General features: G+C 70.1%; 15 protein-coding genes. 3 read left to right on the top strand and 12 right to left on the bottom strand.

The features are described 5' to 3' along the window. Position 1 precedes the first annotated feature (1 nt). The 4 genes from ppk1 to N787_RS02710 form a co-directional block, all read right to left on the bottom strand. Positions 2 to 2080, bottom strand: coding sequence for a polyphosphate kinase 1 (ppk1, locus tag N787_RS02695; RefSeq protein WP_034210599.1), 2079 nt, complete (start codon positions 2078 to 2080; stop codon positions 2 to 4). Positions 2081 to 2150: 70 nt separating this feature from the next. Then, positions 2151 to 3479, bottom strand: coding sequence for a phosphate regulon sensor histidine kinase PhoR (phoR, locus tag N787_RS02700; protein WP_084590596.1), 1329 nt, complete (start codon positions 3477 to 3479; stop codon positions 2151 to 2153). A gap of 19 nt (positions 3480 to 3498) precedes the next feature. Further along, the gene (gene phoB / locus N787_RS02705; RefSeq protein WP_034210601.1) at positions 3499 to 4191 is read right to left on the bottom strand and encodes a phosphate regulon transcriptional regulator PhoB; all 693 of its coding nucleotides are present in this window, start codon (positions 4189 to 4191) and stop codon (positions 3499 to 3501) included. Positions 4192 to 4272: 81 nt separating this feature from the next. Beyond that, positions 4273 to 5883 (bottom strand): M48 family metalloprotease, encoded by a 1611-nt coding sequence (locus N787_RS02710; RefSeq protein ID WP_034210603.1) that lies wholly within the window; start codon positions 5881 to 5883, stop codon positions 4273 to 4275. Positions 5884 to 6055: 172 nt separating this feature from the next. On the opposite strand from N787_RS02710, the gene grxC reads away from it, so the two are divergent. The 3 genes from grxC to N787_RS02725 all read left to right on the top strand — a co-directional run bounded on the left by grxC (position 6056) and on the right by N787_RS02725 (position 7869). Continuing rightward, the gene (gene grxC / locus N787_RS02715; RefSeq protein WP_052575078.1) at positions 6056 to 6301 is read left to right on the top strand and encodes a glutaredoxin 3; all 246 of its coding nucleotides are present in this window, start codon (positions 6056 to 6058) and stop codon (positions 6299 to 6301) included. After that, complete coding sequence (locus N787_RS02720) at positions 6298 to 6690, top strand: carboxymuconolactone decarboxylase family protein (RefSeq protein WP_034210606.1); 393 nt, start codon at positions 6298 to 6300, stop codon at positions 6688 to 6690. Before grxC ends, N787_RS02720 begins: the two co-directional genes overlap by 4 nt. A gap of 168 nt (positions 6691 to 6858) precedes the next feature. After that, the gene (locus tag N787_RS02725) at positions 6859 to 7869 is read left to right on the top strand and encodes an isocitrate dehydrogenase (RefSeq protein ID WP_034210607.1); all 1011 of its coding nucleotides are present in this window, start codon (positions 6859 to 6861) and stop codon (positions 7867 to 7869) included. 99 nt (positions 7870 to 7968) lie between these two features. Here N787_RS02725 and N787_RS14200 read toward each other — a convergent pair whose 3' ends face one another. The 8 genes from N787_RS14200 to N787_RS02765 all read right to left on the bottom strand — a co-directional run bounded on the left by N787_RS14200 (position 7969) and on the right by N787_RS02765 (position 12696). Beyond that, entirely contained in the window at positions 7969 to 8385 is a 417-nt protein-coding gene (locus tag N787_RS14200) for a putative signal transducing protein (RefSeq protein ID WP_052575066.1), read from the bottom strand. Continuing rightward, positions 8382 to 8846, bottom strand: coding sequence for an HIT family protein (locus N787_RS02735; RefSeq protein ID WP_034210608.1), 465 nt, complete (start codon positions 8844 to 8846; stop codon positions 8382 to 8384). Before N787_RS02735 ends, N787_RS14200 begins: the two co-directional genes overlap by 4 nt. A gap of 6 nt (positions 8847 to 8852) precedes the next feature. After that, positions 8853 to 9503: an HD domain-containing protein gene (locus N787_RS02740; RefSeq protein ID WP_034210609.1), complete on the bottom strand. Its 651-nt coding sequence runs from the start codon at positions 9501 to 9503 to the stop codon at positions 8853 to 8855. Continuing rightward, positions 9500 to 10252 (bottom strand): hypothetical protein, encoded by a 753-nt coding sequence (locus N787_RS02745; protein WP_156968877.1) that lies wholly within the window; start codon positions 10250 to 10252, stop codon positions 9500 to 9502. The genes N787_RS02740 and N787_RS02745 overlap by 4 nt, the downstream gene beginning before the upstream one ends. A gap of 66 nt (positions 10253 to 10318) precedes the next feature. Continuing rightward, positions 10319 to 10744 (bottom strand): hypothetical protein, encoded by a 426-nt coding sequence (locus tag N787_RS02750; protein ID WP_034210611.1) that lies wholly within the window; start codon positions 10742 to 10744, stop codon positions 10319 to 10321. 61 nt (positions 10745 to 10805) lie between these two features. Beyond that, a complete protein-coding gene (locus tag N787_RS02755; RefSeq protein ID WP_034210612.1) occupies positions 10806 to 11069 on the bottom strand; it encodes a hypothetical protein in 264 nt (87 codons plus the stop codon). A 28-nt stretch (positions 11070 to 11097) separates the two neighbouring features. Further along, entirely contained in the window at positions 11098 to 12198 is a 1101-nt protein-coding gene (locus N787_RS02760) for an SMP-30/gluconolactonase/LRE family protein (RefSeq protein WP_211252119.1), read from the bottom strand. Between the two features lie 24 nt (positions 12199 to 12222). After that, positions 12223 to 12696 carry a hypothetical protein gene (locus N787_RS02765; protein WP_034210615.1) on the bottom strand — a complete coding sequence of 158 codons (474 nt, stop codon included), beginning with the start codon at positions 12694 to 12696 and terminating at the stop codon, positions 12223 to 12225. Between the last annotated feature and the right edge of the window lie 4 nt (positions 12697 to 12700).

Here is a 12700-nt window from a genome sequence, read left to right on the forward strand (position 1 = left end):
GTCATCCGCAGAGTCGGGCGAGTAGCGCGCCCTGCGCAGAATAAGGCATGTCGCCCTCCGGCGGCGAGACCCGCAGGTAGCGGCCGTCCTCCTGCAGCAGCCAGGCATTGAGGTTGTCGGCCAGGTAGTTCGCCAGCTCCTCGTCGAACACGCGTTCTGCCAGCTTCGGATCGAGGATGGGGAAGCAGGTCTCGACCCGGCGCATCAGGTTGCGCTCCATCCAGTCGGCGCTGGAGCAGAAGATCTCCGGCTTGCCGCCGTTGCCGAACCAGTAGACGCGACTGTGCTCGAGGAAGCGCCCGATCACCGAGCGCACCCGGATGTTGTCCGACACGCCCGGCACGCCCGGGCGCAGGCAGCAGGCGCCGCGCACGATCAGGTCGATCTTCGCGCCGGCCTGCGAGGCCTCGTACAGCGCGCGGATCACGCTGGGCTCGTTGAGCGCGTTCATCTTGGCGATGATGCGGCCGCCCTTGCCGGCGCGGGCCAGCTCGGCCTCGCGGGCGATTTTCTTGAGCAGCGCCGCGTGCAGGGTGAAGGGCGACTGCAGCAGCCGACGCAGCTTGATCTTGGGCGCCAGGCCCGAGAGCTGGTGGAAGATGTCGTGCACGTCGGCGGCGATGTCCGGGTCGGCCGTCATCAGGCCGATGTCGGTGTACACACGCGCGGTGCCGGCGTGGTAGTTGCCGGTGCCCAGGTGCACGTAGCGCTGCAGCTTCTTCCCCTCGCGGCGCACGATCAGCATCATCTTGGCGTGGGTCTTGTAGCCCACCACGCCGTACATCACCTGCACGCCGGCCTCCTGCAGCTGGTCGGCGAGGCGGATGTTGGCCTCCTCGTCGAAGCGCGCGCGCAGTTCCACCACCACCGTCACGTCCTTGCCGTTGCGCGCGGCCGTGATCAGGTGCTCGATGATCTTGCTGTCCTTGCCGGTGCGGTAGAGCGTCTGCTTGATCGCCAGCACGTCCGGGTCGTTCGCGGCGTGCTGCAGCAGGTCGAGCACCGACTGGAAGCTCTGGTAGGGATGGTGCAGCAGCACGTCGCCCTGGCGCAGCGTGGCGAAGGGCGAGTCCTCGTCGAGGTCGGCGGGGCGCTGCCGGAACGGACGGAACTTGAGCTCGGGCCGGTTCACCAGGTCGTACACCTGGGTGACGCGGTTGAGGTTGACCGGGCCGTTGATGCGGTAGACCGCGTTCTCGGTCAGGCCGAAGTTCTGCAGCAGGATCGCGACGATCGGCTTGGGGCAGTGCTCGGCGATCTCCAGCCGCACCGCGGGGCGGAAGCCGCGGCTGGCGAGTTCGTCCTTGAGCGCGCTGGCGAGGTTTTCCACTTCCTCCTCGTCCACGAACAGCTCGGAGTTGCGGGTGACGCGGAACTGGTAGGCGCCCTTGACCTTCATGCCGGTGAACAGGTCGTCCACGAAGGCGGTGAGCACGGCCGAGAGCAGCACGAAGTCATGCTGGCCGCCCGAGACTTCCGGCGGCAGCTGGATGATGCGCGGCAGCGAGCGCGGCGCGCGCACGATGGCCATGCCGCCGCTGCGCCCGAACGCGTCCTTGCCCTCGAGCACCACCACCACGTTCAGCGACTTGTTGAGGATGCGCGGGAACGGGTGCACCGGATCCAGGCCCAGCGGCGACAGCACCGGCAGCAGCTCGTCCTGGAAGTACTTGTGCAGCCACTTCTTCTGGCGCGCATTCCACGACGAATGCGCCAGGATGCGGATGCCGGCGGCGTTGAGCTCGGGCCGCAGGGTCTCGTTCCAGTAGCGGTACTGCTCTTCGACCAGGCTGGCGGCCTTGTCGTGGATCAGTTCCAGCGCCTGCGTCGGCGGGATGCCGTCGGGCGGCAGCGGGCCGCCGAACTGCTGCGCGGTGCGCACGGTGGCGGCGCGGATCTCGAAGAACTCGTCGAGGTTGGTGCAGCTGATGCACAGGTACTTCAGCCGCTCGAGCAGCGGCACCGCCGGGTCCTGCGCCTGCGCCAGCACGCGGAAGTTGAACTCCAGCTGCGACAGTTCGCGGTTGAGGTAGAGCCCCGGGGCGTGCAGGTCGATGGTTTCGGGCAAGTCTGGGCTCATGGTCGGTTCGGAGGGACGGTCACGCCGGTGGGAGGCCCTAGCTTACGCCGGACGGGCGCGGCGCAGGCCCTCAGGCCTCGCCGGGGGTGTCGCGCGGGCGCACCCGGGCCGGGCCGAAGACGCAGGCGAAGGTGCTGCCGCGGCCCACTTCGCTGTCGATCTCGAGCCAGGCCTGGTGCAGGCTGAGCACGTGCTTGACGATCGACAGGCCCAGCCCGGTACCGCCGGATTCGCGCGAGCGGCTGGTCGAGACCCGGTAGAAACGCTCGGTGATGCGCGGCAGGTGCTGGGCCGGGATGCCCTGGCCGCTGTCCTGCACCGCGAGGCGGGCGCCGCGGTCGGCGGTGCGCTCGAAGCGGATGACGATGCGGCCGTCGGTGGGCGTGTAGCGCACCGCGTTGCTGACCAGGTTGGAGAAGGCGCTGTGCAGCTCCTTGATCGAGCCGACCAGGTCGCAGCCGGCCGCATCCTCGACCACGATCTTGTGCCGGCCCTGGCTCAGCGCCTCGGCTTCGCGCCGCAGGGTCACCAGCATCGGCGCCATCGCCAGCGGTTCCTCCGGCAGGTGCTCCTGCGCCTCCAGGCGCGACAGCGTCAGCAGGTCTTCCACCAGCTGGGTCATGCGCTGCGACTGCCGGCGCATTTCCTCGACCATCACCGCCAGCTCCGGGTGCTCCTCGGGCTCGATCATGTCGAGGTAGCCGTGCACCACGGTCAGCGGCGTGCGCAGTTCGTGCGAGACGTTGGCCACGAAGTCGCGGCGCACCTGCTCGAGCCGCATCAGCTTGGTGACGTCGCGCACCACCACCATCCACTGGGTGGCCGAATAGGGGATCAGGCGCAGGCTGATGCGCACCATCGGGTCGGCCGGGCTGGCCAGGTCGAGCAGCGGCTCGTCGGTCTGGCCCGCGGCCAGCCATTCGCGCACGCGCGGCTGCTCCGGGAAGCAGTCGAGCAGGGGGGTGTCCAGGCTTTGCGGGTAGTGCAGGCCCAGCAGGCGGCGCGCGGTCTTGTTGAACCAGACCAGGCGGCCGTCGCGGCGCTGGATCACCAGGGCGCCGTCGGGCATCGCCGTCGCCGCCTGCCGGTAGGCGCGCAGCAGGCGCACCAGGCGCCGGCCGCGGTTGCGGTTCTCGGTCTGGCGGCGGTGGATCAGGGTTTCCAGCGCGGCCCACAGGCCCTGGCCGTCCACGGTGCGCAGCTGCTTGCGCCAGTCCAGGAAGCGCAGCACGCGGTACAGGCGCCAGTAGGCGCGCGCCGCCAGCACCGCGGTGGCCAGGCCCAGCGCCCACCAGGGCTCGCCCAGCGCCAGCCCGATGCCGAGCGCGAAGCCATAGAACAACAGCAGCCGGATCAGGGACTGGCGCCAGGCCAGCCGAAGCAGCATCGATACGCTCATGTCCGGCGGTCGCCCATCCTCAGGCCGCGGCCGCGGAGAACCGGTAGCCGGAGCCGCGCACGGTCTGCACCATGTCGTCCAGGCGGTAGGGCTCGAGCGCCTTGCGCAGGCGGCGGATGTGCACGTCCACCGTGCGCTCCTCGACGTAGACGTTGCCGCCCCAGACGTGGTCCAGCAGCTGGGTGCGCGAATAGACGCGCTCGGCATGGGTCATGAAGAAGTGCAGCAGGCGGTATTCGGTGGGGCCCACGTGCACCGGCTGCTCGCCGGCGTAGACGCGGTGGGCGGCGCCGTCGATGCGCAGGCCGCCGACGGTCACGGAACCGTCATCTTCGTCCTCGCGCGAGCGGCGCATCACGGCGCGGATCCGGGCCAGCAGTTCGCGGGCCGAGAAGGGCTTGACCACGTAGTCGTCGACGCCCGATTCCAGGCCGCTGACGCGGTCGTTTTCCTCGCCGCGGGCGGTGAGCATGATGATCGGCACGTCGCGGGTCAGCTCGTCCTTGCGCCAGCGCCGGGCCAGCTCCAGGCCGCTGGCGCCGGGCAGCATCCAGTCGAGCAGGATCAGGTCGGGCACCTTCTCGGCGATGGCGTGCTGGGCCTCGCGGGCGTCGCCGGCGTGGACCGGGTCGTAATCGCCCTTGCGCAGGGCGTAGGCCACCATCTCGCGGATGGCGGGTTCGTCGTCGACGATCAGGATGCGTTTTTGCACGAGGGGTACCGTGTCACCGGGTGGGCCGTGGTGCAAGTAGATAAAACTTTTGTGACCGGCGGGTGACAGGGGTGGCGGGGCCTACTGGCGGTCCGGGCGCTGCTCCTCGGGGCGGATGCCCTGGCGCTCCATTTCCAGCACCACCGGCGTGATCGCGGCCATGCGGGCCTCGATGCGGGCGCGCTGGTAGTAGTCCAGGTCGTCCCGGCGCTTGAGGGCGTCGAGCTGGTTCAGGGCGTCCACCGCGCGGCCGTTGAGGTAGGCGGTCTCGGCGTAGGCCTCGCCGGCCCGGACGAGGTCGCCGGCCAGCTCGCTGGCGCGGGCGAAGCTGCGCTGGAAGACCGGGTCGTCGCCGCCGGAGGCCAGCAGCGGGCGCAGCACGGCCTGGGCGCGGCGGCCGGCCTCGGGGGTGGCCTGCTTGCCGAGGGCTTCGGCGTAGGCGAGGCGCACGGCTCGGTTGTCGGGGTGGCGGGTGACCAGGGCCTCGAAGCGCTCGCGCGATACGGCGTGGCGGCCGCCGATCGCGGCGGCCTCGGCCTGGGCCAGCTCCAGCCAGAGCTGGCCGGGATGGCGCCGGAGCAGGTCGGCCAGCGTGGCCTCCGCTTCGGCCGGGTAGCCGCCGCGCATCTGCGCCAGGGCCAGGCCATAGCGCTGGGCATCGCTGGCTTCGGCGCCCGGGGCGTTCGCCAGGGCACGGTATTCGCGCAGGGCGGCCGCGGCGTTGTCGGCGCTGAACACGCGCAGGCGTTCGCGGGCCCAGGGAAAAGCATCGCTGCCGCCGCGCAGGTCGGACGCGCCCAGGCTGAACTCGCCCGGCAGCAGCAGCGAAGTGGCGGTGGGGGCGCGGATCGGACCGCGCGCCGGCTGGGCCGCCATCTGCTCGGCGCGCTGGCGGGTTTCACTGATGCGGGTGGTGGTGACCGGGTGGCTGCGCAGGTACTCGGGCAGTTGGTAGCCGCCGCTGTTGCCGCGGCTGGCGCGCTGCATGCGTTCGAAGAAATCGGCCATGCCGCCGGGGGCGTAGCCGGCGCGGGCGAGGGTCTGGATGCCGACGCGGTCGGCCTCGGACTCGTTCGACCGGGTGTAGTTGATCTGGCGCTGCTGCATCAGGGCCGCCGCGCCGGTGATCGCCGCCGCGGTGGCATCGCCGGCCTGGCTGCCGCCGCCGCTGGCGCGGGCGCCGCCGCCCTGAGACTGCGACAGCGCGATCGCGCCGAGCATGGCCAGCAGGATCGGCACCTGGTCCTTCTGCGCGCGCTCGACGCCGCGCAGCACGTGGCGCTGGCTGACGTGGGCGATTTCGTGCGCCATCACGCCGGCGACTTCGTCCTCGGTCTCGGCGGTGACCACCAGGCCGGCGTTCATGCCGATGTAGCCGCCGAGGGTGGCGAAGGCGTTGATCTGCCGGTCGCGCATCATGAAGAAGGTGAAGGACTGGCGCGGCGTGTCGCTGGCCGCGGCGAGCCGGTAGCCCATGGCCTGCAGCCAGCCGTCGATCAGCGGATCGTCGAGCACCAGCCCCAGCCGGCGCAGTTCGTACAGCGTGTAGGCGCCGTAGCGGGCCTCCATGCCCGGGTCGATCACCTCGCCCGCGGACGAACCGATGTCCGGCAGCCCGGTGCTCTGGGCGCGGGCGCTGCAGGCCAGCGACAGGGCCAGGCTGAGGGCGGCGACGGGAAGCAGGATGCGCACGGCGGCTCCAGGCGGGGGATGCCCGAGGATACCGGCTGCCCGGGCCGGCAGGCGTGAATCGGGGGTTAACACCGCCGCGTGCCGCAGCGTTGCGCGGGCGCGTGCTGGCAATGCCGCCCCGTCGCCCCCAAACTTGGCGGGTCAACGGAGGACCGACGTGCCCAACATCACGATGTACACCACCGCGATCTGCCCCTATTGCGTGGCCGCGAAGAATTTCCTGAAGTCCCGTGGCGCCAGCTGGGAGGAGGTCCGCATCGACCTCGACCCCGTCGCCCGCGAGCAGATGATGGCGCGCGCGAAGCGCACCTCGGTGCCGCAGATCTTCATCGGCGACACCCACGTGGGCGGCTACGACGACCTGGTGGCGCTCGACCGCGCCGGCGGCCTCAAGCCGCTGCTGGAGGCCCGGGCATGAGCGCTTCCGAGAAGGACCGGGTGAAGGAGTTCACCGAGTTCCGCCAGCGCATGAACGAGCGCATCCTGGGCCAGGACAACCAGGTGGTGCGGCGCTTCTTCGCGCTCGACACCCAGACCTACAAGGCCGGCAAGCTCGACCTCAAGACCAAGGAGCTGCTGGGCCTGGTGGCGTCGATGGTGCTGCGCTGCGACGACTGCATCAGCTACCACATCGCCCAGTGCAAGGAAGCCGGCGTCGACCGCGACGAGTTCTTCGAGGCCTTCAGCGTGGCCCTGGTGGTGGGCGGCTCGATCGTGATCCCGCACCTGCGCCGCGGCGTCGACTTCCTCGACCAGCTCGAAGGCCAGGGCATCGACGCCCCCGCCGCCCCCGACCACGAGCATTGAAAAGCTTCGGGCCTGAAGGCCCTCCTACACGCGGCCTGTAGGAGGGCCTTCAGGCCCGAACGCCCTGCGACCAAGGTCCAGTGGGCGGGGGTGGGCCGGAATCTGGCATAATATCGCGCCTTTGGCGGCCGCCCGGCTGCCATAACCCTTTGGAAGACCAAGAATTTTATGACCCAGACCATCGCGGTGATCCGTGGCGACGGCATCGGCCCGGAGATCATGGACGCCACCCTGCAGGTGCTCGACGCGCTCAAGGTCGGCCTCACCTATGACTTCGTCGAAGCCGGCCTGAGCGCCTACGAGAAGCAGGGCGAGCTGCTGCCCGCCGCCACCCTCGACGCCATCCACCGCCACCGCGTGGCGCTGAAGTCGCCGCTGACCACGCCGGTCGGCGAGGGCTTCAGCTCGATCAACGTCGAGCTGCGCAAGCGCTTCGACCTGTATGCGAACGTGCGCCCGGCGATCAGCTTCCCGAACACCAAGTCGCGCTACGAGAACATCGACCTGATCACGGTGCGCGAGAACACCGAGGGCGCCTACATCGGCGAGGGCCAGAACCTCACCGCCGACGGCGAGACCGCCACCCTCGTGCAGAAGGTCACGCGCCGCGGTTCCGATCGCATCGTGCGCTACGCCTTCGACCTGGCCCGCCGTGTCGGCCGCAAGAAGGTCACCGTGGTGCACAAGGCCAACATCCTCAAGTCGACCTCGGGCCTGTTCCTGAAGGTCGCGCGCCAGGTGGCCACCGAGTACCCGGACATCCAGTGCAACGAGATGATCGTGGACAACACCTGCATGCAGCTGGTGATGCGCCCCGAGCAGTTCGACGTCATCGTCACCACCAACCTGTTCGGCGACATCCTGTCCGACCTGTGCGCCGGCCTGGTCGGCGGCCTGGGCCTGGCCCCGGGCGCGAACATCGGCACCGAGGCGGCGATCTTCGAGGCCGTGCACGGCTCGGCGCCGGACATTGCCGGCAAGGGCATCGCCAACCCGGTGGCGCTGCTGCTGGCCGCGGTGCAGATGCTCGAGCACCTGGGCAAGGTGTCCGAGGCCAACCGCCTGCGCCAGGCGATCATCGACACCATGGCCGCCAAGGACAACCTGACGCCCGACCTCGGCGGCACCGGCACCACGCAGTCCTTCGCCGCGGCCATCGCGGCCCGCGCCGCCGGCTGATTCCACCGCCTGCCGAGTGAAGAGAAGGGCGCCCCGGGGCGCCCTTTTTCTTGCGCGATCCCACCCTGTGGGAGGGACTTCAGTCCCGATGCCCGTGCCTCAACCCCGCCCCCACCGATGCCCGCACGCCAGGCACTCCCCCCGGCTCCCGCGCAGCGGGAACGTCGCCGCCCCGAACATCCACACCGCCACCGCCAGCAGCTTGCCCGTGGCCGGTGCGCGCGTCGCGAAGCGCGTGCTGCCGCAGGCCGGGCAAGCCTCGGGCGGCTCGCCGACGGCTTCCTCCAGCTCCCGCTCCAGATCACCACTCGCATACGCCGCGACCAGCGCCCGGGCTTCGTCCGCTTGCCCCGCGGGCACCTGCACCCGCACGCCGCCGATCGCACCGGTCAGCGGGTAGTTGGCGGTGACGTGGTGGTCGTCGGCCACCGTGGCCTGCAGTCCTGCCGATTCCAGCAGCGCGCGCACCACGTGCGCTTCGGACGGTTCGAAGTAGCGGGCGACGGTGACGGTCATGGCGTGTTGTCCCTTTCGCTGGCAAGCGCGTCGCGAACGCGAATGGCCAGTCGATCCCTGGTTGCCTGGTCGGCGATCGTCGGCGGTTCGGGGTAGATTCGCAACAGGTTGTCGCCGATCAGTCGCGGGTGCACGTGGATGTGCAGGTGCGGCACTTCCTGGAACGCCGCTTCGCCGATGGAATGCCACAGGCTCAGGCCATTGTTGGGGAAGGCGCGGCCGACTGCGCGCGTCACCCGGCTCACCGAGTGCATCAGCGCGGCGCCGGTCGCTTCGTCCAGGTAGCGCACGTCGCTGACGTGGACCTTCGGAATGACCAGCACATGCCCCGGATTCGCCTGCCTCAGGTCGACGAAGGCGAGCGTCAGGGCATCCTCGTGCACGAGGCTGGCAGGCGCCGTGCCCGCGACGATGGCGCAGAAGGCGCAAGGGTCTGGCTGGCTGGCGCGATGGCTGGACATGGGCAACTAAGCCTTGGCGTTGCGCAGCGATTCGGCAAGGTTTCCCCTGGCGGCCGCCTCAAGGGCGGCGCGCATCGCGGGCGTGTTGAAAAGCGCGTCGCGCGCGAGGAACTGGGCCAGGATCTGCCTGCGCTTAAGGTGGAACAGGAAGCCGGGCACCCACCGATATTCTTCGCGGACCTGGCGTTCGTACTCCTCGAACCGCGCCCGCGGCGCCCCGAGGATGGACAGGTCGATGTCCACCAGCAGCGCCTGGTCGTTGCCTTCGGGCAGGGCGGAGTGACGGGTCGCGAGGATGTGGCTGCGGACCCGCGAAATGCGCGCTTCGGTGACGCCCGCCTTGCGCAGCTCCGCTTCGGCCCAGTCGGCGCTGCGCGCTTCGTTGTCGCTGGCGCGTACAGCGTAGATCGCGTCATGGAACCAGAGCGCGATCTCGACTTCCGCCGGCTCCACCGCCAGGTGGCGATGCGCGTCGAACAGCGCCAGGCACTCGGAGAGATGCTGCAGTGTGTGGTAGCTGCGCTGCGGCTCGGCGTAAGCCGCCAGCAGCGCGTCTCGCACCGCCGCGCCGTCACCCTTGGCCTGCAGCCCGGCCCAGCAGCGCTGCCACGAGTCGTCGAAGCGTGCCGGGGAGGGGTCATTTCGATCGTCGGTCATGTGTACTGCCCAAGCGTCCTGGTCCTGTCAGGATGGGCCGGGCAGCCAAAGAAATAAAACGTGCCCCGGCGGAATGCCTTCCTGCTGATCAGGGGGCCGGGAACCTGCAGGATGAGCCGCATCCGCTTACGGCAGTCATCGCAGTACTGGTACTCCGGGTCCTGCACCCAGGACGGGCTGGTGCCGATGCGCGCCTGGTCGATGGGCTCGAACTCGACACCATCACCGCCCGCCGCGCACAGCAGGTGCGAGAGCAGCTTGAGCGGATGATTGGGACAGGCCGCGGCCAATGCCTCCCGCAGCGGCGCGCTGGCGGCGACGTACTCTCCCGGTGAATAGACGTTCCGATGCCTGGCGGGTTTGCGGGTCGCATGACGCGGCACGCGAACCGGCCGATAGGCCTCGCCCAGCAGCACGGGTTCCGTGGCGGGCTCATCCACGAAGCGAACCACCACTTCATCCGCTGCCACCACCTCGATCACCCGACCGCTCCACGGGAAATCCGGAAGTCCCTCGGGGAGAGGGACCAGGCAGCGCTCGTGCTCCGTCTTCCGGTAGGTGCGGGCCAGGACGAAGCCATTGGACGCGACGGTCCCGGTCTGTTCGACCAGCGCGTAGATCGCCTCGAGCTGCGCGGAGGACGCGGCCGCTGCGTAGCGCAGTACCTCCCGCCGGACCCGGTTGTAGCGCACGATGGGCGGGCCGAGCAGGATGGCCCCCAACATCAGCAGGAACAGGGCGATGGTCAACAGTGGCGACATCGGAAGACCTCTGGAGCGGCCGTTTCGGATTCAAATGCCTTGCGAGGCCCCACCTCAGCCCGGGGTCTTCCAGGGCCTTGCTTCGATGCCGGCGCCGGCCAGCAGCGCGCGCAGGCGGTCGGCGAAGGCGGGCGGGACCTCGACCTCTCGCGTCCTGGTGAACAGGCCCAGCCACTTGGTCTTTTCATGTGCACGCAGCCACAGACCCCACTCGTTGGTCCCGCTCTCACCGGGCGTGCCGTCCTCGGACAGCTGGTAGATGGCGATCTCCAGGAACAGGCCGTCGTCGGTCTTGCCGAAGACGGACCAGCCCCAGTCTTCGTCCAGGTAGTCCATCCCGAGCCCGCCGTCCGACAGGCCCTGCGCCAGGAATTCGGCGACGTCCGCGCCATAGAACCGGTTCCCTGCATTGTCATCCTCCGGGAGCTCCGCCTGGTACTCGAATCGCTCCGTCCTGAAGCGAAGACTGCGGTTGTGCATGCGGGCTGATCCTTGCTCGGTGCTTGCTGGCGCGCGTGTTGTTTCGGCGGCGGGAGCCGGCTCAGCGCACCACGACCGTGGTCGCCTTGTTCGCGACGAGGTAGGGCTTGAGATCCTCGACCTGGCGCAGCTTGCCGATGGCGCGCTGGGCGAACTTCGCGGTGGTGATGCGCACGTGGCAGTTCTGGAACTCGCGCTCGGGGTCCTTGCCGCGCGAGCTGTAGACGACGCGGCCGTCGCGGTCCCAGCCCAGCACCAGGCGCTCCTGCAGGTGGCTGGTGCGGTAGATCCAGCCCTTCTGGATGTCGGATTCGGCCATGGCCATGCGTGGGTTCCTGTTCGGTGCGTGGATGTCAGTCGTTTGGCAGCCAGCCCAGCGTACCGGCGTGCAGGCTCTGGACATAGAGGCGCCCGCGGGTTTCGGTGACGGCGGTGGTTTCCGGATAGGCGCCGGACGGGTCCTGCAGGTCGGCGACGACGTGGCCTTCCTCGTTGAAGGCCATCACATGGCCGTAGGCCGGCGGCACCGGCCACAGCCAGCGCGGCAGCCGCAGCGTCATCCTGCGCAGGAACGGGTAGGGCGCCATCGCGTCCACCAGCGCGCTGCGCGGCTTGGTGAAGCCCACCCAGATCCGGCCGTCCAGCCCGCGCATCAGGTTGTCGGGATAGCCGGGCAGGTTGTCGAACAGTGCGAAGGCCTGCGGCGAGGGCTGGCGCACGTCCAGCGCCCGCGCCTCGCGGTCGATGCGCCACACGCGGTACTGCCCGGTCTCGACCACCAGCAGCGCGCCCTGGTCGGCGGTGAGCTCGATGCCATTGGCGAAACTGAGCCCCCGTGCCACCAGGCGCAGCGCGCGCGTCGCCGGGTCGTACTCGAACACGCGGCCGGTGGCCGACTGCTCGAGGATGTCGAGCACGCTGGCCTCGAAGGTGCCGCCCCAATCGGCGGGGGCGAAGCGCGTGCTGGCGTCGGTGAAGTAGATCCGGCCATCGTCGGCGACCACCACCGCGTCGGCGTAGCGGATCGGCTGGCCTTCGAACGCGTCGGCCAGCACCGTGGCGGCGCCGTCCGGCGCAATCGACAGCAGCCCGCGATACGCGTCAGCCGCGACCAGATGGCCGGAAGCGTCGAAGTCGAAGCCCAGCACGCGGCCCCCCGTGTCCGCAAACACCTCGCGCCTGCTGCCGTCCGCCGCCATGCGCAGCACGCGGCCACCGGCCACCGCGACGTAGAGCCGGCCATCGGGCCCGAAGGCCACGTGCTCCGGCCCGCGGTCGCTGCCCAGGTCGACATGCCGCAGCGCGGCGAGTGCGTGGTTGGTGGCATGCGGACCCCAGTGGCCGAGGTCCTTGGGGGCATGCCATGCCACCGGTTGCGCCGGCACCGGCCAGAACGCCAGGTAAGCCGCCAGGCCCGCGGCAGCCGCCAACAGAAGCCCGGTCCGGAACTTCACCTTCCGCGCCACCCTTGGGCGGGATCAGTCGTCGCCGCGCGCGTCGTCGACGGCTTCGTCCATCGGTTCGGGCGGGGCTGCGGACGCCGACGGCGGCACGTACATGGCCACCGCGGTGGCTTCCTTCTGCGTGGTCGGGATGCCGATGCCCAGCCCCACCGCGCTGTTGCGGCTGTAGCGGGAGCCGCCGACCGACATGCCCACGGGCGAGCGCGAACTGCCGCGGCCCAGGATGAGCAGGCCGTTGGCGCCCAGCGCCGCGGCCTCCTGGCGCAGGCGGTCCATCACCGCGGCATCCTGGCCGCGGGTGCCGAAGCCAATCGCGCTGGAGGCGTCGATCTCGGCGATGTCGATCGCGCCCGGCGGCGGCACCCGGTAGATGCGCACTTCGGCCGGATCGATGGGCGCGCGGGCTTGGCCCAGCATCAGCTTGTCGGTGCTGGCGCAGCCGCCCAGCAGGGCGAGGCCGGCGAGGGCGAGGATCAGGCGGCGGGTCATGGCG

The sequence above is a fragment of the Arenimonas metalli CF5-1 genome, from assembly GCF_000747155.1.
GTDB lineage: Bacteria > Pseudomonadota > Gammaproteobacteria > Xanthomonadales > Xanthomonadaceae > Arenimonas > Arenimonas metalli.

Bases quoted from the DNA above. Each gene is read 5' to 3' on its own strand.
- N787_RS02735 (WP_034210608.1), bottom strand. From the start codon at position 8,846: ATGTCCAGCCATCGCGCCAGCCAGCCAGACCCTTGCGCCTTCTGCGCC.
- phoR (WP_084590596.1), bottom strand. From the start codon at position 3,479: ATGAGCGTATCGATGCTGCTTCGGCTGGCCTGGCGCCAGTCCCTGATC.
- grxC (WP_052575078.1), top strand. From the start codon at position 6,056: ATGTACACCACCGCGATCTGCCCCTATTGCGTGGCCGCGAAGAATTTC.
- N787_RS02765 (WP_034210615.1), bottom strand. From the start codon at position 12,696: ATGACCCGCCGCCTGATCCTCGCCCTCGCCGGCCTCGCCCTGCTGGGC.
- N787_RS02740 (WP_034210609.1), bottom strand. From the start codon at position 9,503: ATGACCGACGATCGAAATGACCCCTCCCCGGCACGCTTCGACGACTCG.
- N787_RS14200 (WP_052575066.1), bottom strand. From the start codon at position 8,385: ATGACCGTCACCGTCGCCCGCTACTTCGAACCGTCCGAAGCGCACGTG.
- N787_RS02720 (WP_034210606.1), top strand. From the start codon at position 6,298: ATGAGCGCTTCCGAGAAGGACCGGGTGAAGGAGTTCACCGAGTTCCGC.
- N787_RS02725 (WP_034210607.1), top strand. From the start codon at position 6,859: ATGACCCAGACCATCGCGGTGATCCGTGGCGACGGCATCGGCCCGGAG.
- ppk1 (WP_034210599.1), bottom strand. From the start codon at position 2,080: ATGAGCCCAGACTTGCCCGAAACCATCGACCTGCACGCCCCGGGGCTC.
- N787_RS02755 (WP_034210612.1), bottom strand. From the start codon at position 11,069: ATGGCCATGGCCGAATCCGACATCCAGAAGGGCTGGATCTACCGCACC.
- N787_RS02750 (WP_034210611.1), bottom strand. From the start codon at position 10,744: ATGCACAACCGCAGTCTTCGCTTCAGGACGGAGCGATTCGAGTACCAG.